Raw genomic sequence first — 22,418 nt, 5'->3', positions numbered from 1 at the left:
TGCCCGGTCTGGGCGCTCCAGCCACCAATAGACCCTCTGCCTCAAATAGCTTGAATCTGTCACAACCTCACTCATCTCGGAACTTCATCCATGCGCGCGTCAAAGGTATCGCGATCTGTGATAGCAAAGCTGTCCCCCAGATCAGGTTACCAACCAATGAAGGAACATGTGGGACGATATAGAAACAGGCAATTGCCAGAACGATCCCAAACACTCGGATATCCCAGCGCCCGAAGTCTGAGGCCAAGCGGTGCTCAATGACGTTCTGAAGCACCCAAAGCATGGCTATGTAACCTGCAAGACCAAAACAGCCAATGGCTGCATATTCGGTTGGGTAAGGTTCCCAAAACCCGACCTTGACCTCCGCTGCAAGTGCCACGCCAACCATGACTCCGCACAACATCAGTACCAGATGCGCAAGCCACCAGATTACTAATGTCGACACTTTTTTGTCTTTTGGTTTGGCATTACCGACAAAGTCGAAATAAATCCAACACATCACAAACATCGAAACGCCGCCGATAACAAAGTTGACCAGAACGTCAGGCGAAACTTTATAGATTCCCTTCTCTGACAGAGTGACGACCAGTTTGAAGAACCCTTCGCCTAAAACGATCAGTGTCAAAAGGGCAAACCGCTCGGCCATGTGGCCAAGGCGTGGGACGAAGCGCTCAAAGCGCAGAACAGTGACGCCGGGGATCATGTACATCGCCTGCGTGGCAACCATCGCGGCCGCAAACACCCAATACGCAAGTGGTGCGGGAAGAAACGCCGTGATGGCAAAGATCACTGCAAAGACCGAGAAGTTGCGGATCTGCGCCGTCGACATCGACTCGCCTGATGAATTGGCCCGCCTGGCGCGATAATACAACGCCGCGATCATGCCCCGGTTTGCGGCAAAACCCAACGCAAAGAAAACCCAGCCTTTGCCGTCGATGGCCGGGATCGCCGCGGCCATAAACATCACCGTGCAGATCATCACGGCCATGACCAGGCGATGCCAGAAATCAGTACTGACGTAGATCGAGTTGAAAATACTGAGCTCACCCCACGCGTACCAGAGCGTGATGAAGACTCCGGCGAACACAAGAAACCCATGCAGATCGAGGTGATGTGACAGATAGTTGCCCAGCAAGAATATCGTCACGACATGGATCAGGTCATAGAACAACTCGGCCCAGTGGACATGGTCATGCGCGTGGTCGAGGTCTTGATGATGTTGCGGCTTTCGCCACATGGGGTGGTCATGCAGTGCCATAAATTGGAAACTCTTGAAAGTTGGCAGACTGTAGTGGCCGGCATGCGGCCACTTTGATTGAGTTGCTATTTAAAGACGAAGGTTGTCGTGGAGACCAAGACCTTGCAACCCCCGTAACGGTTGTTAAGCGAGGGCATGCCGGACGACATCAATCTAATCGCGCGGCAATCACGCAACTCGGGCCTGTACTCACCGGCCTCACGCGGCCCTGTTATCTTGCAGATGTATCAGGATGCGGGCGTAGTTTTCTTCGCCTTGCGCACCAGTTACAAGGTGACGTTGGTCGAACACCATTGCCGGAACACCTTGAACGCCTTGGCGGATCCAGAACTCCTCTTTCTGGCGCACGCCGTCGGCCCGTTCTCCGCTTTGCAACATGGCCAGCGCATTGGCGCGGTTCAGCCCGATGCCAGCGGCCGCGTCGGCGAGAACCTGCATGTCCGAGACATCCTCGCGGTGCGTAAAGAAGGCCGCAAAAAGGGCCTGCTTCATCTCGTGGCCTTTGCCCTGCTCTGTGGCCCAGTTGATCAACTGATGCGCGCGGAAGGTGTTATACATCCGCATGTCATCGGCGTAGTTGAACGTGAACCCAAGTGCTGCGCCCATCTCGGTGAGGCGGGCACGCGCCTTGATCGATCCTTCCAATGTGGTCCCGTATTTTGCCGCCAGGTGTTCGCGCAGGTTCTCCCCACCCTCGGCCATCTGCGGATTCAACTCGAATGGATGCCAATAGATATCCAGTTTGGTCTGGGTGTCGCGCGCGGCTTTGGCAAGTTGGTGGTAGCCGATCACACACCAAGGGCAAACAACGTCTGACACGATATCGACGCGAATGGGCAGAGCAGCTTGCACGGTTCAGGTTCCTTTCACATCGCTGGAAAAGCGCGACGCGTTTTCCTTGGCAAAGGCGCTGGCATCTGCGTTGGCATCCCAGAATTGGGGGTTGGCCTTTGGGATGGTCAACGCACGCTGCACGGCCGGCCGGGCATCAATGCGGTCGAACCAAGCATTCAGATGCGACAGGTCCGACACATCTACCCTTGCCCAGACATATGCACGAGCCCACGGGTACAGCATCATATCGGCAATGGTGTATTCGTCTGCAGCGATCCATTCGCGCCCGTCCAGACGCGAGTTCATCACCTCCATCAAGCGGCGGCTTTCATCCACGTAGCGGCGGATTGAGAACGGCTCTTCATGGCCATTGGGCGCGGCGATGTGCTGGAAATACATCGCCTGTCCCATCATCGGTCCTACGTGACCAACCTGAAACAGCATCCATTGCATGACCTCGGACCGTTTGACCGGGTCCGATGGCAGAAATTTTCCGTATTTTTCGGCCAGATACCACAGGATCGCGCCGGATTCGAAAATCGCGCGCCCTTCCGAACGGTCTTCGATGGTCGGGATCTTTCCGTTCGGGTTCAGCGCCAGATAATCCGGCGCTTTTTGTTCCTGTTTGGAAAAGTTGATGTGAGTCAGGTCGTAGGGGATCCCTGCCTCTTCCAAAAAGATAACTGGCTTGTAGCCGTTCATCGTGCCGGCGGTATAAAGATGGATATCAGGCTGGGACATGTTCAACCTCGGCAAATGTGGTTTTCAGATGCTTGTCAAATCGAGCGAAATCGGCGTCGATTTCCGGGTTCTTCATAACATCGAACGCAGCAAAGGTCGGCAGGGGCTGCATGGCAAGGAATTTTGCGTTCAGATGCATCGGCGTCAGCAAGTCGTCGACGCTGCCACCGGCAAAGAACGGCTCGGATTCATTGTTAAACGCTTCTTTCGGGGCGTTGAACGTCACTGAAAGCATGTAAGTCTTATCGCTCAGCGCGCCTCCCATCCCATAATTGGCCTTCGGTGCTTCTGCCGTCCGACCGTCACCGGTACTTAGCCGTCCATCCATTCCAGCGGTGTAAACTTCATCCATGTATTTCTTGAAAACCCACGGAACTCCCATCCAATTCACCGGAAACTGCATGATGACTGTGTCGGCCCATAGGTGCGCCTCAACCTCAGCATTCGCGTCATAGCCTTCGGCGACAGTTGCCACGCGTACCTCGTGACCCATTGCGGTCAGCATGTCGCGCGCGCGCTCTGTTAGGCTGGCGTTCAACTGTCCGGGGGCGAAGTCGTAGGGCTGCGTACCGTTCACGATCAGGATTTTGCTCATGTCCATATCCTATTTGTGTAATCTTGAACCCTTGACTTTCTTGGGGCTCAGAGAGCATTTGATGGTACAGGTGTTGAAAATCAACTAGTATACTTTTGGTAACCTAGCTATCTGGGCGAAAGGACGACGATGCGGGCACGAATTGATGAGGATGCAAAGGGGCGCCGGAAGGTCACGGAGGCCTGTCTGGAGCCATGTGCAATCGAACGCGGTATGCGGATCATCGGCGGAAAATGGACTGGGTCTATCTTATGGCACCTCAAAGATGGTCCTGTGCGTTTCAACGATCTGTCGCGCATGATCGGCGGGGCAAGCAAGAAGATGATCACCGAGCGATTGCGTCAGCTTGAGGAGCAGGGCCTGGTGCGTCGGCAGGTTATGGATACGTCACCTGTTTCAGTGCAATACTCGGTGACCGAGTTTGGTCAGACTGCTCTTTGTTTTCTTGATGAACTTCGAAAGTGGAGCGAAGAGCTGCCTAACGGCTTACAATGATGACTTTAGTCAGTGTTCAATGATCTGAAGGCTGGGGTTTTTCTGACTGCGTACCGAACGAGGTTTCCACAAATTTGCGGATGAAGTGACAAGGTTACTTGCAACAGTAGTCCAAGAGTTTGCTTTTTCGAAGAAAGTAGTGCGAACAAATTTCTGCCGGCCGCTCAGTGCCATTTGAACCGACAGGTGACGTAACAGCTGTCCCGCAGGAAACTAGGTTTATTGAACTAGGTTCTGGTATCCACAGCGAACGGCTGCTTTGGCGGCCGCACCGCGGCAGCGGCTTTGCCAAGTAAGCGGCAGCAAAGACCGGTCGATATGCATTGCGATTTCCGCTTTGTCCGCACTGTGGTCCTTGCCCCGTTTTCGGCCAACGTCCGCTGTTTAGAGAAGCGGTCGTTCGTTTATAGGTCCTGACCCTAGGTTACTACTCCTCTCCCCTCTCCCCTCAAACGCCTTGTTTTACTGGCTTTTCCGTCCATCCAAATCTGGGGTGCCTGTAACCCCGTAACCTGACCCTCAATTCTCTAATATCACCTGCAAGAAAGGGACCAATCCCATGAACAAGGCACGAGCAACCGCCTTTGCCGAACAACTGCAAGCGGCGATCAAAACGGCACCGGCTGCCACACCCAATGCCGGGGCAAACCAAACTGAAAATCAACCAAAGCGACGGACTGGAACACTGTCCTTGAAGCTGGCACCTGAACAGCAAAAGGCGAAGGCGGATGCCGTCAGACCCAAGGGTCCAGGCGCAACTGCCAAGCCCAAGCCCAAGCCCAAATACACGGCGGATGAATGGAAGAGGCTTTGCGCCCGGAACAAGCGAGATATCGCATTCCTCGCCCGGAAGTATCCAAAGCTGTTTAGCAAAGGGCTTGTAAAACCGATGAAGGTTGGGGTTCACACCGACATCCTAAAGGACCTGCCTGATGGGCATGAATTGACGCCGGAACGGTTAAAGACGGCGTTGGGGTTCCACATCCGCAGCTTCGACTATTTAACTGCGATGGTTGCTGATGGTGCCCAGCGCCATGGCCTTGAAGGCAATGTCGTCGAACCTGTGGATCCAGATCATCAACAGGACGCCCAGCGCAAGTTAAAGCGGCTTCAACGGAAGATGGATGGTTGGAAAAAGGCCGGTGGTTAACCGTCTGGTGCAAGGGGCCGGTGATGGCGTTGTGTCAGAACCTTTCGTCATCGTCATCGTCATCACGCGCACTGCCGATGTATTCAGGTCGTCGGCAGTACGCAGGCCATTCCTGTTCCGCCTGCGCTAATTCGGTGTCCGTCAGGCCGAGATACTGCGCACACATCGAAGACATTCCACCATACTGAACCTCCTGCGGCTTTAGCACGGCAATCGTTGCAATCGCCGCCGCTGCGTCCGTTTTGTATTCGCGCAATCTCGCAAGCGGCGCATAGATCTGGCCCCGTGCCATAACGGTGCTTGCTGGCAGTTGCCCAGCACTCTTTACCAATTGAGCCGCCAATTCGATCACGCCCCGGTCAGGGTTATTCTTGGCATCTTTCGGGTGGTATCGCGTGTCTTTGTTCGCCTGCCGCTTCAACCATCTTGCATGGGCAACCTGCCACTTCTTCGTGCCCTGCAGCTTTGGGTTCGACAAGATTTCGTCGTCGCGTTTGGCCAATGCTCGACCGCCGCCGTGCAAGATGCAATGATCAACGCCTTTGATGGCGAGGCGGCGGCATCTTTTACCGGACGATTTAGCGATTGCCTTGCATGTTTTTTCTACAGGCCAGGTTTCGCCACCATTCTTGGCAATCCTGATTTTCGTAAGTTCCCGCATCCGCTCTGCATCAGCACCGCGACCTTTCTTCTTCGGCTGTTCAGTGGTTGGTGCTGTTGCACCCTGCTCCGCCGCTGCAAAAAGCTGTTCAGCATGAGCATGGTCTTTCGGTGCAACCATATTGCCGTTCGCGTCTGGGATGACGCCGCACTGGCGATGGATATCTCGCGGGTGTGCCCCAGCTTGCAGTAGTAATTCGGCCCTTTTGGCGTCGAAATGCGCAGTCATGTAAGCCTTCCTTCACTGTTCGAATAGCCTGTGCGCGGCACCCGCCCAAGACAGGTCAACAATAGCGACTTATTTCAAATTGAGCCATTTTTAGCGACTTTCCGTTTTCGCCCCGGCGGAACGTACAGACTTAGAGGTGGTTCGAGGCGTGGGCTACAGACTTAGGCGATCCGAACTGGCACCGGGCGTACCGACTATGAACCCGATCTCTCTGGTCGAATTCACCGCCCAATCACCCGTTTTATCGGCACGAGCTAAGCGAGAGGCGCGATTTCGCCGGCAAAACAAGGCGATCTGAACTGGATTTAGGGGCTTTGCGGCACCAACCAAAAGTAACTGCACCGGCCCAAGGGCAGTTCGGATGGCTGTTCATACTGTGCTAAAAGTCCGAGATTTATAAATTTTCTGTGTTTGGGTCGCTAGTGCCACCAGCGCGCTGGCGGGTGCAACCGGGAGGGTGCCCCGCTGGGGCCGAATGGGATTTTCGAGCAGTGCCGTTCGCGCTGGGCGAATGGAACTGTAGCAATGCCTTCAGCTACAAAAGCCCTTTGTTAAAAACACTCTGCCTTCCACAAACACCCCCCGGTGTGGGATATGCCGGGGTCCGGTGTCCGTATGGACAGAAGACAGTCCGGGGACAGCGCAGAACTGGATGGACTCGGCTTTGTTGGTTTTGTCTGGCGGTGTTGGTCGATGTGCATCGGCAAAAACCACGGTCAGTCCCAATGCACACCCAACGGCAGCCCCTGCCCCGGCACAGCTAAAATCGGCTGAAACTGGCGATCCTGCTGAAAATGCCGGGTTCTATAATCGTCCCGTAGCCCAGCGCAATGTGCCCGGACCACTGGATGCTTTTGGTTCTATATGCCTGATTTATATGAGGATTTTTGGTACCGCCTCCCTGGCTTGAACAGGGGACCTCTGGATCCACAATCCAGCGCTCTAACCAACTGAGCTAAGGCGGCACTCGTGAGGGGCGATTTACCGAACGCGCCCGGGGAATGCAAGAGGATTAAAGCCGAATTTTCCAGCTTTGTTCGACAAGATCGACACCGAAGGAATGGACCGGTTTGCTGCCAGTCAAATGCCAGCCTGTCGCCTTGTAAAGCGCGCAGGCGGCGCGGTGACTTTCGTGCGTCCACAATGACATCTGAGCGAACCCGACAGTGCGTGCGTGGTCCATACATGTGTACAACAGTCGTTTGCCCAGCCCCATTCCCCGCGCCTCTGGTACAAGAAAAAACAGGCGCAGCTTTGCGGTGCTATCGTCCAGTCTGACGCAGAAAATACTGCCTAAACGCTGACCTTCTTGTTCGGCAATCCAGCCTCGCTCAAACTCGGGGTCATGGGTCGCTACGAAATCCTCAAGAATCCGTTGAACCAGCGGTGCGAAGGTTTCGTCGAATCCTTCATCACGCTCGTAGAGGGTCCCGTGCTGTTCAACCAGCCACGGCACGTCCAAAGCGCAAAAGGGTCTTATCTTTGCATTGTTCATAATGCATCTGACCGCATCAGCGTCTTGATTCTCAAGCCTTTGCGCGATAGCACGAATGCTCATCTCCGGAGGCTAATATGGGCATCAACACCGAACGTGACATTCAGGCCAACCTGCAAATCGGCCCGACCGATCAGGGCATGGTGCGCCTGTTCATCGAAGCCGACGGTCTGGAAGTCCCGATGGATTTTGACCCCGAAGAAGCCGAAGAGATTGCGGATGAAATCCGAGCCGCCGCGCAAGCCGCACGCGCGGTAAAAGGTTGATCTTTCAAAGCCTTGGATCGCGAAGCGCGTGCAGTCTACGTGCCGCGTCCGTTGCAAATTTCTGTATCATTTTCTTGCGTCGCGCCGGGGCCAGCTTGTCTTCGGGCGCCATGCGCACAATCTCGGCATCATAGGCGTCAGCAATAATAAGGCCGGTTTCCTGAGGCAGCAGGTCTGTTGGAAAATCAGTATCCACGGCCCAGAAAAACCGATCACACCATTCAAGATAGCCCTGCCATTTGGCATCCGACTGATAATCCGCGCGGCTGGACTTGCACTCCACCACCCAAAGCTCACCCTTGGGGCCCAGCCCCATGACATCCACACGCAACCCGCGCACGGGCACAAACTCTTCAACAGAAACAAATCCATGCGCGCTGAGATGGCGCGCGACACCGCGTGCAAGCTTCTGTCCTGGCTGCAAGTCCAATACCATCCGGGGAATGTGAACAATTAGAGAACAAAAATCAACCCGCCTCCCCTTGCTTATCCAGTCAGCAACACCTAGTTAGACCCTTGGCGGGTTCTGCCCTTCTTGTGATTGGTAGCATTCTGGTGGCCTTAAGCAATTCCGAGGGGGCTGGCTCTGTTCAGGTCCTGGCCTGATTACCTGGCGCCCACCTGTACATACAGGTCCTCGGGAATCACACCGCACGGTTGACTGGCGGTCCCGCCACATTTTTCCAAGCTTAGCTTATTTCCCCGCAGGGGCGTCCCGACGAACGACAGCAGGCTCAAAGCTGTGCACAACCGGCGAGCCACGGCGCGGGCCACCGGGTTTTTCAGCCATGCTCATGATCTTGTAAGCGAATTGCACACCGGCAAAAACGATGCCGTTCATGAACCAGATCATCAACAGCGCAATCAGTCCTATATCCGACCCAGTGATGAGGCTGCGCAGGTTGGCCACGTTAAACGCCAGCAAGACACCGACAAACACTGCCGAGATCGCGAAACCCCAGGCAACCTGAGTAATATACAGACGGATCAGTTTGGGCATTGCGGGCCTCCTTGCGCTCCGACGTTCAGCCTAGCGCATATGGGCCCTGCGTAAAGGCGTCAGAACGCCTCGGGCTGGGCCTCGCGCGCCATGTGGTCCAGAACTGCGTTGACGAACTTCGGCTCTTTCCCTTCGGGGAAAAACGCCCGTGCCACGTCGACGAATTCAGTGATGACCACCTTGGGCGGCGTGTCGCTTTGGGTCAGCTCGGCGCCTGCGGCGCGGAACGCAGCGCGCAGGGTCGGGTCGATGCGCGCGATAGGCCATTTGGCAACCAGCGCGCGGTCTGTCATCTGGTCGATCGGTGCCTGATAGTTCACGGCGTCTTCGACCAGTTTACGGAACAGGCGGATATCGCCGTCCAGCATTTCCTCACCCTCATAGACGGCGCCAAACCGGTGATCCAGAAACTCATTCACAACCTGTTCGGTCGTCTGGCCTGACTGCTCCATCTGGAACAACGCCTGCACGGCATAAAGCCGGGCGGCGGATTTCATCAGGCGTTTCTGGTTGGCCGGTTTCGGCGCGTCTGTCTGGGTCATGCTGTCGTGGGTCCGTTGCTGTCGCCCGCCACAAGGATGGACTCGGACGGCGGCTTGAAGCCCACGCCCTTTTTGGAAGAGCCCCACTTAAGGCTGAGCGCGATCAGATGCAAGGCCGCAGCGGCTGCTCCGCCGCCTTTATTCATCTTTTCTGGATTGGCACGGACCTCGGCCTGTTCGTCATTCTCGACGGTCAGGATGCCGTTGCCGATCAGCAGACCCTGAAGGCCCATCAACTGAATGGCACGGCTGGAATCGTTGCAGACCGTTTCATAGTGCGTGGTCTCGCCACGAATGACACAGCCCAGCGCAACATAGCCGTCATAGTTACACTGACGGTCTGCCATGGCGATGGTTGTCGGGATTTCCAGCGCGCCGGGAACCTCGACCACGTCGCAGGTACCGCCTGCGGCCTCGATCTCAGCCTTGGCACCTGCGACCATATTGTCGGCGATAGCGCGATAAAACGGGGCCACCACCAGCAGCAGCTTCACCGGTTTGTCGAAGGTCGGGGTCGGCAGGACGCCGTGTTTATCTTGTTCAGCCACGATCAGTCTTCCTTGAGGATGGAGCGGGTGCCGACGATGGACAGGCCAAACGCGTCGAGCCCCAGATATACGGTTTCGGGCGAGTCAGTCAGCAGCACCAGTTCCTGAATGCCCATCTTGGACAGGATTTGCGCGCCCAGACCGGTTTGCTTGATGGTGCGCGGGCCTTCGTCCTCGGCGGCATAAAGCGAATTGCGCGGCTGGCGGAACAGGCAGACCACGCCGCGGCCTTCTTCGGCTATCTTCTCCATCGCGCGCGGCAATTCGCGCGAGGATTTGGGTCCAAGGCCCAGAATGTCGGGCGCTTCATGCAAAGCGTGAGTGCGGGTCAGAACCGGCTCAGGTGTAGTCACGTCACCTTTGACGATGACGACGTGTTCGATGCCATGGGTCTGATCAGTGAAAATCCGCATCTCCCATTCGCCACCATATTCCGAGGTGACGGTTTCCCGCGAGGCCTCGACCACCAAATTGTCATTGCGCGAGCGGTAAGTGATCAGATCGCTGATCGTGCCGATTTTCATGTCGTGGGTTTTGGCGAACTCCACCAGATCGGGCAGCCGCGCCATGGTGCCATCGGGTTTCATGATCTCGCAGATCACGCCCGAGGGATTCAGCCCGGCCAGGCGCGAGATATCCACTGCGGCCTCGGTATGGCCTGCGCGCACCAGCACCCCACCCCGCTTGGCGCGCAGGGGGAAGACATGGCCAGGGGTGGCGATGGCCGCCATGGTGTTCTGTTCGTTGATCGCGGTCGCCACGGTCAGCGCGCGGTCAGCGGCGGAAATCCCGGTCGACACACCTTCGCGCGCCTCGATCGATACGGTGAACGCTGTTTCATGACGCGACGAGTTGTTGACCGCCATCATCGGCAGGCCCAATGCGTCCACACGTTCGGCCGTCATCGGCAGGCAGATCAATCCCCGCCCATGGGTGGCCATGAAGTTGATCGCCTCGGCATCCGCGAACTCGGCGGCGATAACCAGATCGCCCTCGTTCTCGCGGTCTTCGTGGTCGACCAGAATATACATCCGGCCTTTGCGCGCCTCTTCGATGATCTCTTCGATCGGGCTGATCGCGTCGCGCAATTGCGCCTCGACGGGTCCGGGGGTTTCAAAGCTCATTGGGCAGCCTTTCGCTGAGCAAGTTTGCACGGGTGGATAGACCACCACGCGCGCAAAGGCCAGTCTGCAAACGCCCCGAACCGGCCAGAACGCGGCGTCTGGTCAGGACATTTCGGCCAGACGCGCGACATAGCGGGCCAGAGTGTCAATCTCGAGGTTCACTTTGTCACCGACAGAAACGCCGCCCCAAGTCGTCACTTCCTTGGTGTGCGGGATGAAGTTGATGCCAAAATCACAGCCTGCCACGTCATTGACTGTGAGGGACGTTCCATTCAGAGCGACCGAGCCCTTGGGCGCTATGAAACGCGCCAAGTCCTTAGGCGCACGCAGAGTTACACGGGTGCTGTCGCCCTCGTCTTCCACCGCGACAACTTCGGCCACACCGTCGACATGACCGGATACAATGTGCCCGCCCAGTTCATCCCCGACTTTCAGAGCACGCTCCAGGTTTACACGCTTGCCAACCTGCCAACTATCCAAGTTGGTTTTCGACACGGTTTCAGCGCTGATCTGGACATCGTACCAGTCATCACCCAACGCGATTACAGTCAGACAAACACCGTCGCTAGCAATCGAGGCGCCGATATCAATGCCGGCTGTATCATAGGCCGTTTTAATCCGCGCCCGCAGATCGCCCTGCTGGTCCAACTCGGTAACAGTGCCAACATCTGTAACGATCCCGGTAAACATTGCTTTAACCCTCAGCTTCTAACCTGTGACCAGTTTTCCAAGCCGAGGTAAGCGTAACCGACTGTAGGGGCAAGCCCCGCCTTGCCGTGATAGACACAAATAGGCATAATTTCCGCACCAAAATGAAACGAGCAGTACCAATGCCACCACTCAATTCCGGCGCCGATGGCGGCGTGTTCCTGTTCCTACAGGGGCCACATGGGCCGTTCTTCAGCGCTTTGGGTCGCGCGCTGTGCGGAACCGGGGCCAAGGTCTGGCGCGTGGGTTTCAATGCCGGGGATGAGGTGTTCTGGTTCGACCGGAGCAGCTTCGTTCCCTTCCTCGACCCTACCGACACATGGCCTGAGCGGTTTTGCAACCTCGTCGAAACCCTGAGCGTCACCGATATCGTGTTGTACGGAGACACCCGGCCCGTCCACGCCCAAGCGGTCGAAATCGCGCGCACCCGCGGCATCACCGTGCATGTGTTCGAAGAGGGATATCTTCGCCCATGGTGGATCACTTATGAGCGTTCGGGTTCCAACGGCAATTCGCGTCTGATGACACTGAATGTCAGGCAGATGGAGCGGGCGCTGGATCGCTCTGACGCGCCGAAGCCGCCGCCTCCGTCGCATTGGGGTGATATGCGGCAGCACATTTTCTATGGCGCGCTCTACCATTGGTTCCTTTTGTTTCTGAACCATCGTTACAGCAACTTCCGACGGCACCGAGAGTTACCGGTCTCAAAAGAATTCCGCTTGTACTTTAAACGGTTGATGCTAATGCCGTTTCACAGGGTTCAGCGGCGATGGGCCACGGCGCGAGCACGCAGAAGTGGATTGCCGTATCATCTGGTCCTGCTTCAGTTGGGGCATGACAGTTCGGTTCAGACTCATTCGGATTACACCTGCATGTCCGACTTTCTCGAACATGCAATCCAAGGTTTTGCAGAAGGCGCACCCCGGCATCACCAGCTTGTCGTAAAAGAGCATCCGCTGGAAAACCATCGCGAACCCTTGCGACGCAAAACCCGCTTTTTTGCCAAGAAATACGGGATCGCGGATCGGGTCCATTATGTTCCGGGCGGAAAATTGGCGAAACTGCTGGATGATGCGAATTCCGCAGTTACGATCAACTCGACAGCAGGTCAGCAAGTTTTGTGGCGTGGCATCTCTATTCGCACCTTCGGCACATCGGTCTATGACAAACCGGATTTCGTGTCAGAACAGCCTATTGCAGAGTTCTTTGCGCGCCCTGATCCGCCCGACCACGACGCCTATCAGGTATATCGGGACTTTCTTTTGAAAACCTGCCAAGTGCCGGGCGGTTTCTATTCCAGACACGGTCGGCGCCAGTTGCTGCGCCGCGTCACAGACATGATGCTCAGCCCGCACGATCCTTACCATTCGGTCCTTGATGTGACAGAGACTCAGACGCCACAGTTAAGAATAGTGGAAGGAAACGAACAGGTTGATGCTGGAAGTTGCGAGAAGAAACAGATAGCGTAACGCAAACAAAAAAGACTGAGGATATTCGGCAGTGCAGAGCTTTCCAATCCAATGGATACGGGGGGTTTCCCTTGTGGCCGCGCTTGGCCTTCTGGCGGCGTGTCAACTTCCAAAGTCCGGCCCCAGCAAGAACCAGATTCTGGCCGGGTCCGTCGAAAACGGTGGCAACGCCTTCGTTGTAGAAGTCGATGATCGTGTCGCGCAGGCCACGTCCGCGATTCCACAATTTGGCTTTCCCGCCTCGTTTCAAAGCGCGCAGAGCTTGGCCGCCGACACAGTGCGACCGGGTGACGTGTTGGGACTGACCGTATGGGAAAACGTCGATGACGGCCTGTTGACGGGGCCAACCGGGGCCGCAACTGCGTTGAACGAGGTTCAGGTAGACAGCGACGGGTTTATCTTTGTGCCCTACGCGGGGCGCGTCCGTGCAGCCGGGAACACCCCGGAACAGTTGCGCATGCAGATCACCCAAGAGCTCAAGGATCAAACGCCCGATCCACAGGTCGAAGTCCGTCGTATTGCCGGTGACGGATCAACCGTCTCGCTCACAGGTACCATCGGGGCACCGGGTATCTATCCGATTGAACGCCCGACGCGCACCCTGACGGGCATGCTGTCCCAAGCTGGTGGTGTTGCTGTCGGGTCGGATATTGCACTGGTGACGCTTATTCGCGGCAACGAACGGGGCACGGTGTGGTACGAGGACCTGTTTAGCAACCCTCGGATGGATGTGGCCTTGCGCGGCGGCGACCGTATTCTGGTTGAGGCTGACGCGCGGTCTTATATCGCATTGGGTGCCACTGGAGGACAGTCGCGTGTTGCCTTTGACAGTCAGGACCTGTCCGCGCTTGAAGCGCTTGCTCAGGTTGGCGGCTTGCAGTCCTTGTCTTCGGACCCAACAGGCATTTTCGTTCTGCGGCGAGAGCGGCAGGACATCGCACGCACAGTTATGGGGCGAGCGGATTTGCAAGGGGATCAACGTATGATCTACCTGCTGAACCTGACTGCCCCGAACGGGCTTTTCGTGGCCAGAGACTTTGTCATTCGCGACGACGACACGATCTATGTGACCGAGGCGCCCTACTCCCAGTGGAGTAAGTCAATTTCCCTTATCGCGGGCGGGCTGACACCCTTCGCGAACGTCGCCACGCTTACGGGCGGCTGATGTATTCCCAAGCGTCGGCCGGGGCGGATCGCACCCGATTGTTTGTGTACAATGGCGGTTTTCTGACCGGGCGACGTATACGCCGAATTCTGACGCTTGCCAGGTATGACATCCGACTAGGCCTTCCCAAGGACGGCGATGTTGTCGGCATTTGGGGCAACAGCCCAACGGCCCATCGCGGCCTAAACATAGCCGAGAAGCATAACGCGCCCCTTCTCAGGGTCGAGGATGCCTTTATACGATCGCTGCATCCTGGGCGAAGTGGCGAGGCGCCGCTGGGCCTGCTGTTGGATCAAACCGGGTTGCACTTCGATCCGGCCCAACCGTCGGATATTGAAACGCTTCTGAGCACGCACCCGCTGGACGATACCGCCCTGCTGAACAGGGCGCGCGGCGGGATCGCCCGTATGAAAGAGCTCAACATCAGCAAGTATTCCGCGTTTGATACGGCCCTTTCGCCACCCGACCCTGGATATGTTTTGGTCGTGGATCAGGCGCGCGACGACGCGTCCGTCACCGCCAGCAAAGGCGACGCTGCCCGGTTCCGTGAGATGCTTGTCATGGCGCAGGAAGAGAACCCGGGCGCACGCGTTTTGATTAAGGCCCACCCTGAAACGATCGAAGGGCATCGCGCCGGGTATTATTCTGAACAGGACTTGTCCGACCGGGTCACACTCTTTGACGCACCACTCAGCCCCTGGACGCTGCTGGAAGGTGCCGTCGGCGTTTATACCCTGTCGTCCCAGTTGGGGTTCGAAGCCATCCTCGCCGGGCACAAACCCCGCATTTTTGGCGAGCCGTTCTATGCCGGTTGGGGATTGACGCAGGACGAACATTTTTTTCCCCGCAGGCAGCGCACCTTGACCCGCGCGCAGTTGTTTGCGGCTGCGATGGTTCTGTACCCAAAGTGGTATGATCCGTTTCAGGATCAATTGTGCGAGTTGGAAACGGTTCTCGACATTCTTGAGGCGCAAACGTGCGCCTGGCGGCAGGATCACCAAGGTTGGACAGCCTCGGGTATGCGGCTGTGGAAGCGCAAACACCTGCAACAGATGTTCGGGCGCGAAAAGAAAATGCGGTTCACGACCGAGATTCCTGAAAATCCGGACCGGCCGCACATGGTGTGGGGCAATCACGCACGCGATGCCGGGCATGTCACGCGGGTCGAAGATGGATTTCTCCGGTCCCGAGGGCTTGGCGCGCGTCTTGTGCCACCCCTGTCTCTGGCAACCGACGACATCGGAATCTACTACGACCCTACCCGTCCGAGCCAGCTTGAGGAGATGATCGCCCGGCGGGAAACCCTGCGTCCCGATCAGCAAATCCGAGCTGAAAAGCTTATCTCGCGCATCGTGTCTGCGAACCTCAGCAAGTACAATACGGGTGGGTCATGCCCGAAACTGCCCGAGGGTCACCGGATACTCGTCCCCGGTCAGGTAGAGGATGATGCGTCAATCCTTTTGGGCACCAACAACGTGCGGACAAATCTTGAACTATTGCGAACGACGCGCGAGGCGAACCCAGACGCCGTCATCATCTACAAGCCTCACCCGGATGTCGAAGCTAAACTGCGCGAAGGCGAGATTGACACGGCAGGTCTTGCTGACGTCGTTGCAGTGAACTCAGACCCCGCACTGTTGCTTACCCAAGTGCAAGAAGTCTGGACCATGACGTCGCTGCTGGGATTTGAGGCACTTTTGCGCAGTGTCAGCGTTACGACGCTTGGCGGGCCTTTCTATGCCGGTTGGGGACTGACCGAAGATCTGGGGTCCGTTCCTGCAAGACGCGGAGCGCGCCCATCATTGTTGGGTTTGGTGCACGCGTCTTTGATTGACTATCCACGCTATCTGGACCCCGTAACTGGCCAACCCTGCCCCGTTGAAGTCGCCCTACAACGTTTGGTGGACGGTTATGGGGCGACAGGTGGCGCGTCTGTTCGACTGCTGTCCAAACTACAGGGCGTTTTTGCCACGCACGCGCATTTCTGGCGCAGAGGTTAGCGGAAAGATCGCGTCCATCGGTGCAGCACATCCGGCCCAACGGCCCGCACCTCCAACAATTCGAACCGAGGTGCGGTGTCCAAAGTCTCTAGCCCCAGTGAACCAATTGCCGACAAGCCTTCTGCACCGATTGTCAGGCCAGCACTGAATCCGACCAACTCATCGACAAGGTCTTCGGCAAGTAGTGACGCCGCAAGCGCAGACCCTCCTTCGCAGAAGACACGGGTCAGACCGGCCTGCCCCAACTGCTGCAAAAGGTCCGTGGCATCAATCTGGTGATCATTCAACGCGCAAGGGATCAGCGTCGCGCCAAGCCCTTCCCACGCACGTGCACGTTCGGGGTCCGGCGACGGGCCGTGGCACAGCCACAGCGGGATTTGAGCGGCGGTTCTGGCAAGTTGACCGATCAGCGGAATGTCCAGATGGCGCGAGACAACGACCCTGACAGGCTGGTTGCCTATTCCAAGATCGCGGACATTCAGCGACGGGTCATCTGCCCGCGCGGTTCCTGCCCCGACCATCACCGCATCATGCCGGGCGCGCATCGCATGAACCACACGTCTTGCCTTGGGGCCGGTTATCCACTGGCTGTGACCGCTTGAGGTCGCGATCCGGCCATCAAAACTGCTGGCCAGTTTGAGCGTCACAAAAGGCCGCCCCTGTTCGGTTTTCAAAAAGAACCCCGCATGATCCCGCGCCGCTTGATCGGCAAGAACCCCGGTCGTCACCTCAATTCCCGCATCACGAAGCATCGCAAAGCCCTGCCCGGCCACGCGCGGATCGCTGTCCTCGATCGCGGAGACAACGCGTGAAACACCCGCCGCGATCAGAGCTTCGGCGCAGGGCGGCGTCTTTCCGTGATGAGAACATGGCTCCAGAGACACATATGCTGTCGCTCCGCGCGCTGCATCTCCGGCTTGACTCAGAGCTTCGGTTTCGGCGTGGGGCCGTCCGCCCGGTTGCGTCCAGCCACGTCCAACGATCCGACCGTCGCGCACGACAACGCAACCAACAGCCGGGTTTGGCCAACACGTTCCTTGACCGCGCTGACCCAAGGACAGGGCCAACGCCATATATCGCTTATCTGTTTCGATCACTCGTCTGACGAAGGCTGCGGCGGTCGCAATTCGTGGACGAACTCCTCAAAGTCATCGGCCGCCTGGAAATTCTTGTACACGCTGGCAAAGCGAACATAAGCCACCGTATCAATCCGCGCCAGAGCCTCCATCACGATCTCGCCGATCTTGCTAGAGGGGATATCGGTTTCACCCATGCTTTCCAGACGGCGCACAATGCCAGAGATCATCTGGTCAATGCGATCCGGCTCAATCGGGCGTTTCTGCATCGAAATGCGGATCGAACGTTCCAGCTTGTCACGATCGAAATCTTCGCGCTTGCCGTTGGTCTTGATTACAACCAAGTCGCGCAACTGTACACGCTCATACGTCGTGAACCGTCCGCCACACGCCGGGCAGAAGCGACGTCTGCGGATCGCAACGTGATCCTCAGCCGGACGTGAATCTTTGACCTGAGTGTCGATATTTCCGCAAAACGGGCAGCGCATCCGCCGTCTCCTCGTCCCTTTGTCCACCTCTTTTTGTAAGCGCTACGGCTTACTTATCCACAACTATAGGGCAGCCGCTAGGGTTTGGGTAGTCGGAATTTATCACCGCAAGATAAAGGGTTCAGGCAAAATGCGCAGCGACCCTTCTATTGTGTGCCATCGCACGATGCTCAAACAGGTAAACGCCCTGCCACGTTCCCAGCATCGGCTGCCCGTTCGTTACCGGAATGCTGAGGGAAACCGGTAAAAGAGCAGCCTTGATGTGCGCGGGCATATCGTCGGGCCCTTCGTAGGTATGACGCAGGTAGGACATCGACGGATGATCTGATGGCGGTACAAGCCTTTCAAAGAAGGCTTTTAGGTCCGTCTGAACCTCGGGGTCTGCGTTTTCCTGTATCACAAGCGAACAAGACGTGTGCCGCACAAACAATGTAAGCAAACCGTCACCTGAGACCGAGCTAAGCCAGTTGCGCAGGTCCAAGGTGAATTCATACAACCCCGGCCCTTTCGTCGAAATAATAAACTCGGTCTGCATTTAGTGGTTCACTTAACCTCAGTTCAAGAAAGGACGGACATTACAACGCCCATTGGCACCCTGAACTGACATGCTTTCGCCGGGGTTGAAACCCGAAGTTATGAAACTGCCTTGCTTGGGCACCCCACCCGCAGGCGGTTGGGTCGAGAACTGGACGGCTGTACGGCGGCCCGTTGCCTCGCTGGGCCCATAGCCACGCACGACATAGATGCGATCCTGCCAGCCAGCGCCCAGAGTTCGACGCGCAAAATCCGCAGCCGCGCACCAATATCCATCAACATCCCTGCGTGAGCGCGGGATCACTTCAAAAACCGAGTTGTTCAGCGCAACTGTCTGAAATCCGTTCCGCGCCGCTGAGGCAGAAGCTGGTGTACTCAGCAAGACCGCAGCGGTCACTGCAGTGGTGATAAACTTTTTCATAATCATACTCTTTCCTGTTACGAGGTGAATTTTGAAATAGTGTACATTCATAGCGAGCAAGACCGGTTCACAATCAATTCAGGCGCGCCCAAAATTCACGTGAGCGCGCGTTAGAATGGTATCAAGTTGCACGCGTTCTTTACAGGGCTTCGCCCCGAAAGCGCCAAAGTACACTGGATAATTGGCAGGTCACGTGTCGGGGAGCCTCTGGTCGTCTGCGCGACAATTTGGCTGGGCTCTGACCTTCATCCCCATAAAGGTACGGACCCGACAACGCGCGGTTATTAGATGGATCGCCAACACAGGTCTTGCTGAATCCTGCCAACCTTTTACGATTTACAGTCAGTTGAAAGACAGTTCACACGAGAACCCCAGCAGGTAAACTGGTGGAAATCACAATGTATGCGCTAAAATCACATTATGGACGTTGATATTGCTCGCCTTCAATTGTTGACCAGAATGCTTGAAGATCAAGCGAACGATCCGGCTATTGTGGATCAGGTTCTGGAAAAAAGTGGCCTAACTCGCGACGACCAGACATCAGCAACCTATAGCGCCCAAAAAGAGGCGCTTTTTGTGCGGTTCGCCTGCGATGTGCTGGCTGACGCTACATTTGCGGCCAGGGCCGGCCTACAGTTCAAATCGTCATCAAGCCTGACGGCATATATAAGTAAATACTCCCGCGATCTGAAGCAGGTACTGGAAAACGCGTCCCGGTTTCACGGTCTCATTGACCCTGCCCTAATGTTCAGCCTGAGGGTTGCAGGAAATTTCGCCGCGATTGAGGCTGAATGGAAAGATGCAAGTTATGCCCGTTATCATCGGCGAACCGAGTTTCTTTTGTTCGCGGGTCTTGCCCGCCTGCGGGACCTGACGCAATCAAACTTCTTTCCTATTGAAATTCGCTTTCAGCACGAAGTTGGGAGCAGCAGAAACAAATACCAAAGGTTGGCGGGTTTTCCCGTGTTGTTTGGGGCTGAGAGGGTGGAAATCGTTCTGGCTCTGTCTTCGCTGGATCTTCCGGTTCCAACCTACGACCCAAAACTGCGCGAACATCTGCTGGAATATGGTGACCGTGTCATCGCCGAAAAGCGGCAACCGAAACAAAAGCTGCGCGCTCAGGTCGAAGGGCTGATCACCCGCTCATTGCCCGGCGCGATCATTCAATCCGAAGACGCCGCCGCAAATTTGGGGCTAAGTACCCGGACCTTTGCCCGTAGGCTCAAGGAAGAAGGCACAAGCTATCGCGAAATCGTCGAGGACTTGAGATGTGATTTGGCCCAGACCTTTATCACCAACGGAATGCCTCTGTCCGAGATTGCGTTCTCGTTGGGGTATGCCGATCAACCTGCGTTTTCGACCGCATTCAAAAGATGGACAGGGCAAGCCCCCAGTGCGTTTCGAAGCAGGCTGGATGTGTCGACCAAAGCCTGAGACCGGGGGTCATTGGCGCAAACGCCTCGCCCCGGCCCGTCCCAAGAGTGGACAAGCGCGATATAGAAACCCCGCGCCCCTATGACTTGTGAGTTCTCGCCAATTTGAGGTTTGAACAAGACTTCGTGTTTATGGCGGATGCCCAAAGAAAAAGGCGCCTGATGTCAGGCGCCTTTTTTGATCACTGGTCCAGGAACGACCGCAGTTTACGCGATCGGCTGGGATGTTTCAGTTTCCGCAGGGCTTTCGCTTCGATCTGACGGATACGTTCGCGGGTCACGCTGAACTGCTGGCCCACCTCTTCCAGCGTGTGATCGGTATTCATGCCGATGCCAAAACGCATCCGTAGAACCCGTTCCTCACGCGGCGTGAGCGAGGCCAGAACGCGCGTTGTGGTTTCCTTGAGGTTTTCCTGAATGGCGCTGTCCAGCGGCAGCACGGCATTCTTGTCCTCGATGAAATCGCCCAGCTGGCTGTCTTCCTCGTCGCCAATCGGCGTTTCCAGAGAGATCGGCTCTTTGGCGATTTTCATCACCTTGCGAACCTTCTCCAGCGGCATCTGCAGCTTTTCCGCCAATTCTTCCGGCGTCGGCTCGCGGCCGATTTCGTGCAGCATCTGGCGGCCGGTCCGAACCAGCTTGTTGATCGTTTCGATCATGTGCACCGGAATACGGATGGTGCGCGCCTGATCCGCGATGCTCCGCGTGATCGCCTGACGAATCCACCAGGTCGCATAGGTCGAGAATTTATAGCCGCGACGGTATTCAAACTTATCCACCGCCTTCATCAGGCCGATGTTACCTTCCTGAATAAGATCAAGGAATTGCAGGCCGCGGTTCGTGTACTTTTTGGCAATCGAGATCACCAGACGCAGGTTGGCTTCGACCATTTCCTTCTTGGCCTGCCGCGCCTCTTTCTCGCCCTTCTGAACCTGCTGCACGATGCGGCGGAATTCCGGGATATCCAGACCAACGTATTGCCCGACCTGAGCCATATCATTGCGCAGTTCTTCAACCTTGGCGGTCGAGCGTTCGATGAACATCTGCCAGCCCCGACCCGGTTTTTCGGCCATATCCGACAGCCAGTTCGGGTCCAGCTCGCGGCCACGATAGGCGTCGATGAATTCCCGACGGTTGATCCGCGCCTGATCCGCCAGTTTCACCATCGCGCTGTCCAGAGACATGACCCGACGGTTGATACCATATAGCTGGTCGATCAGAGCTTCGATCCGGTTGTTATGCAGGTGAAGACCATTCACCAGCTCAACAATCTCGGCCCGCAGTTTCTGATAGGTTTCTTCGTCCTTTTCGCTGAACGAACCGTCTTCGTTCAGGGTGGCCGAAATCCGGCTGTCCTGCATTTCAGACAGCATCGAGAAGTCGGTCGAGATCCGCTCCAGTGTCGTCAGAACCTGTTCTTTCAACGCGGCTTCCATCGCGGCCAGCGACATGTTGGCCTGATCGTCGTCGTCATCATCATCGTCATTGTTCAGCGGGTTGCCGTCGGCATCCAGTTCGGGGCCGGTATTCTCTTTCGCGGGCTTGGCAGCCTGCACGTTCGAGGTATCGACCACCGGTTCTTCGACATCGCCGTCTTCGTCCATCTGGTTGCCGAAGGTGGCCTCCAGATCAATGACGTCGCGCAGCAGAATGTCTTCGGACAGCAATTCGTCATGCCAGATGGTGATCGCCTGGAAGGTCAGAGGACTTTCGCACAGGCCGGCGATCATGGTGTTGCGGCCGGCCTCGATCCGCTTGGCGATGGCGATCTCACCCTCGCGGCTCAGCAGTTCAACCGAGCCCATCTCGCGAAGGTACATGCGCACCGGATCGTCGGTGCGGTCCAGCTTCTCGGTTGCTGCCCCTGACAGGGCAACTTCGCGGTTGCTTTCGGTCGTGGTGAGTTCGGTCGAGCCTTTGTTTTCTTCTTCTTCGGCCTCTTCATCCTCGATGATGTTGATGCCCATCTCGGACAGCATCGACATCACGTCCTCGATCTGTTCCGAACTGACCTGATCCGGCGGCAGCACCTGATTAAGCTGGTCGTAGGTGATGTAACCTTTCTCGCGGGCCTCGGCGATCATCTTCTTGACCTGGGCCTGGCTCATGTCCAGCGAGATTTCCTGTTCCTGCTCGTCGGATTTGCGGTCTTCGTTGGTATCCTTGGCGGCCATTCAATGCTCCTGC

The 22,418-nt window shown here is 56.6% G+C and carries 24 protein-coding genes and 1 tRNA gene; 7 read left to right on the top strand and 18 right to left on the bottom strand.

The window, feature by feature from the left end:
- Positions 1-67 precede the first annotated feature (67 nt).
- The 4 genes from GOV87_RS01150 to GOV87_RS01135 form a co-directional block, all read right to left on the bottom strand.
- On the bottom strand, positions 68-1,258 hold the full coding sequence (locus tag GOV87_RS01150) for a low temperature requirement protein A (protein ID WP_170576730.1): 1,191 nt from the start codon (positions 1,256-1,258) through the stop codon (positions 68-70).
- A gap of 198 nt (positions 1,259-1,456) precedes the next feature.
- A complete protein-coding gene (locus GOV87_RS01145; RefSeq protein WP_371813446.1) occupies positions 1,457-2,110 on the bottom strand; it encodes a DsbA family oxidoreductase in 654 nt (217 codons plus the stop codon).
- A 3-nt stretch (positions 2,111-2,113) separates the two neighbouring features.
- Positions 2,114-2,833 (bottom strand): glutathione S-transferase family protein, encoded by a 720-nt coding sequence (locus GOV87_RS01140; RefSeq protein ID WP_170559353.1) that lies wholly within the window; start codon positions 2,831-2,833, stop codon positions 2,114-2,116.
- Positions 2,820-3,428, bottom strand: coding sequence for an NAD(P)H-dependent oxidoreductase (locus GOV87_RS01135; RefSeq protein ID WP_170559355.1), 609 nt, complete (start codon positions 3,426-3,428; stop codon positions 2,820-2,822). The genes GOV87_RS01140 and GOV87_RS01135 overlap by 14 nt, the downstream gene beginning before the upstream one ends.
- A gap of 213 nt (positions 3,429-3,641) precedes the next feature.
- Between GOV87_RS01135 and GOV87_RS01130 the strand changes: the two genes are divergently transcribed.
- Both GOV87_RS01130 and GOV87_RS01125 read left to right on the top strand, forming a co-directional pair.
- The gene (locus GOV87_RS01130; protein WP_254447288.1) at positions 3,642-3,923 is read left to right on the top strand and encodes a helix-turn-helix domain-containing protein; all 282 of its coding nucleotides are present in this window, start codon (positions 3,642-3,644) and stop codon (positions 3,921-3,923) included.
- Between the two features lie 559 nt (positions 3,924-4,482).
- Positions 4,483-5,073, top strand: a complete 591-nt coding sequence (locus tag GOV87_RS01125; protein WP_171210540.1) for a ProQ/FINO family protein — start codon at positions 4,483-4,485, stop codon at positions 5,071-5,073.
- Between the two features lie 34 nt (positions 5,074-5,107).
- Here GOV87_RS01125 and GOV87_RS01120 read toward each other — a convergent pair whose 3' ends face one another.
- The 3 genes from GOV87_RS01120 to GOV87_RS01110 all read right to left on the bottom strand — a co-directional run bounded on the left by GOV87_RS01120 (position 5,108) and on the right by GOV87_RS01110 (position 7,457).
- Positions 5,108-5,962, bottom strand: a complete 855-nt coding sequence (locus GOV87_RS01120; protein ID WP_171210539.1) for a hypothetical protein — start codon at positions 5,960-5,962, stop codon at positions 5,108-5,110.
- Positions 5,963-6,850: 888 nt separating this feature from the next.
- Positions 6,851-6,927: transfer RNA gene (locus GOV87_RS01115), tRNA-His, on the bottom strand.
- Positions 6,928-6,974: 47 nt separating this feature from the next.
- A complete protein-coding gene (locus GOV87_RS01110) occupies positions 6,975-7,457 on the bottom strand; it encodes a GNAT family N-acetyltransferase (RefSeq protein ID WP_171210538.1) in 483 nt (160 codons plus the stop codon).
- A 77-nt stretch (positions 7,458-7,534) separates the two neighbouring features.
- Between GOV87_RS01110 and GOV87_RS01105 the strand changes: the two genes are divergently transcribed.
- The gene (locus tag GOV87_RS01105) at positions 7,535-7,723 is read left to right on the top strand and encodes a DUF6324 family protein (RefSeq protein ID WP_171122772.1); all 189 of its coding nucleotides are present in this window, start codon (positions 7,535-7,537) and stop codon (positions 7,721-7,723) included.
- A gap of 4 nt (positions 7,724-7,727) precedes the next feature.
- Here the strand turns inward: GOV87_RS01105 and GOV87_RS01100 are convergent, their stop codons facing one another.
- The 6 genes from GOV87_RS01100 to GOV87_RS01075 form a co-directional block, all read right to left on the bottom strand.
- Complete coding sequence (locus tag GOV87_RS01100; protein WP_171122770.1) at positions 7,728-8,159, bottom strand: MmcB family DNA repair protein; 432 nt, start codon at positions 8,157-8,159, stop codon at positions 7,728-7,730.
- A 258-nt stretch (positions 8,160-8,417) separates the two neighbouring features.
- Positions 8,418-8,723, bottom strand: coding sequence for a hypothetical protein (locus tag GOV87_RS01095; protein WP_171121004.1), 306 nt, complete (start codon positions 8,721-8,723; stop codon positions 8,418-8,420).
- 59 nt (positions 8,724-8,782) lie between these two features.
- Positions 8,783-9,265 (bottom strand): transcription antitermination factor NusB, encoded by a 483-nt coding sequence (gene nusB / locus GOV87_RS01090; RefSeq protein WP_171121002.1) that lies wholly within the window; start codon positions 9,263-9,265, stop codon positions 8,783-8,785.
- Positions 9,262-9,813: a 6,7-dimethyl-8-ribityllumazine synthase gene (locus GOV87_RS01085; RefSeq protein WP_171210537.1), complete on the bottom strand. Its 552-nt coding sequence runs from the start codon at positions 9,811-9,813 to the stop codon at positions 9,262-9,264. Before GOV87_RS01085 ends, nusB begins: the two co-directional genes overlap by 4 nt.
- 2 nt (positions 9,814-9,815) lie before the next feature.
- A complete protein-coding gene (gene ribB, locus GOV87_RS01080) occupies positions 9,816-10,937 on the bottom strand; it encodes a 3,4-dihydroxy-2-butanone-4-phosphate synthase (protein WP_171210536.1) in 1,122 nt (373 codons plus the stop codon).
- A gap of 102 nt (positions 10,938-11,039) precedes the next feature.
- Positions 11,040-11,627, bottom strand: coding sequence for a riboflavin synthase (locus GOV87_RS01075; protein WP_171210535.1), 588 nt, complete (start codon positions 11,625-11,627; stop codon positions 11,040-11,042).
- 140 nt (positions 11,628-11,767) lie between these two features.
- Between GOV87_RS01075 and GOV87_RS01070 the strand changes: the two genes are divergently transcribed.
- Genes GOV87_RS01070 through GOV87_RS01060 form a run of 3 tightly spaced genes read left to right on the top strand, consistent with a single transcriptional unit; the run spans position 11,768 to position 16,279 of the window.
- Positions 11,768-13,114 (top strand): capsule biosynthesis protein, encoded by a 1,347-nt coding sequence (locus GOV87_RS01070; RefSeq protein WP_171210534.1) that lies wholly within the window; start codon positions 11,768-11,770, stop codon positions 13,112-13,114.
- A 31-nt stretch (positions 13,115-13,145) separates the two neighbouring features.
- A complete protein-coding gene (locus GOV87_RS01065; RefSeq protein WP_171122758.1) occupies positions 13,146-14,279 on the top strand; it encodes a polysaccharide biosynthesis/export family protein in 1,134 nt (377 codons plus the stop codon).
- Complete coding sequence (locus GOV87_RS01060; RefSeq protein ID WP_171210533.1) at positions 14,279-16,279, top strand: capsular polysaccharide biosynthesis protein; 2,001 nt, start codon at positions 14,279-14,281, stop codon at positions 16,277-16,279. Before GOV87_RS01065 ends, GOV87_RS01060 begins: the two co-directional genes overlap by 1 nt.
- On the opposite strand, the gene ribD is transcribed toward GOV87_RS01060, so the two are convergent.
- The 4 genes from ribD to GOV87_RS01040 all read right to left on the bottom strand — a co-directional run bounded on the left by ribD (position 16,276) and on the right by GOV87_RS01040 (position 18,798).
- Positions 16,276-17,373 carry a bifunctional diaminohydroxyphosphoribosylaminopyrimidine deaminase/5-amino-6-(5-phosphoribosylamino)uracil reductase RibD gene (gene ribD / locus GOV87_RS01055; protein WP_371808571.1) on the bottom strand — a complete coding sequence of 366 codons (1,098 nt, stop codon included), beginning with the start codon at positions 17,371-17,373 and terminating at the stop codon, positions 16,276-16,278. The genes GOV87_RS01060 and ribD overlap by 4 nt on opposite strands.
- Positions 17,373-17,843, bottom strand: a complete 471-nt coding sequence (gene nrdR / locus GOV87_RS01050) for a transcriptional regulator NrdR (RefSeq protein WP_171120987.1) — start codon at positions 17,841-17,843, stop codon at positions 17,373-17,375. Before nrdR ends, ribD begins: the two co-directional genes overlap by 1 nt.
- 121 nt (positions 17,844-17,964) lie before the next feature.
- Positions 17,965-18,378 carry a secondary thiamine-phosphate synthase enzyme YjbQ gene (locus GOV87_RS01045; RefSeq protein WP_171120985.1) on the bottom strand — a complete coding sequence of 138 codons (414 nt, stop codon included), beginning with the start codon at positions 18,376-18,378 and terminating at the stop codon, positions 17,965-17,967.
- Between the two features lie 18 nt (positions 18,379-18,396).
- Positions 18,397-18,798: a hypothetical protein gene (locus tag GOV87_RS01040; RefSeq protein ID WP_171210532.1), complete on the bottom strand. Its 402-nt coding sequence runs from the start codon at positions 18,796-18,798 to the stop codon at positions 18,397-18,399.
- Positions 18,799-19,257: 459 nt separating this feature from the next.
- On the opposite strand from GOV87_RS01040, the gene GOV87_RS01035 reads away from it, so the two are divergent.
- Positions 19,258-20,232, top strand: a complete 975-nt coding sequence (locus GOV87_RS01035; RefSeq protein WP_254428676.1) for an AraC family transcriptional regulator — start codon at positions 19,258-19,260, stop codon at positions 20,230-20,232.
- 181 nt (positions 20,233-20,413) lie between these two features.
- On the opposite strand, the gene rpoD is transcribed toward GOV87_RS01035, so the two are convergent.
- Positions 20,414-22,405: an RNA polymerase sigma factor RpoD gene (gene rpoD, locus GOV87_RS01030; RefSeq protein ID WP_171210531.1), complete on the bottom strand. Its 1,992-nt coding sequence runs from the start codon at positions 22,403-22,405 to the stop codon at positions 20,414-20,416.
- Between the last annotated feature and the right edge of the window lie 13 nt (positions 22,406-22,418).

Origin of the sequence: Ruegeria sp. HKCCA5426 (genome assembly GCF_013034585.1) — a bacterium.
Lineage (GTDB): Bacteria > Pseudomonadota > Alphaproteobacteria > Rhodobacterales > Rhodobacteraceae > Ruegeria.
This window is presented reverse-complemented; position numbering and strand designations above follow the sequence as displayed.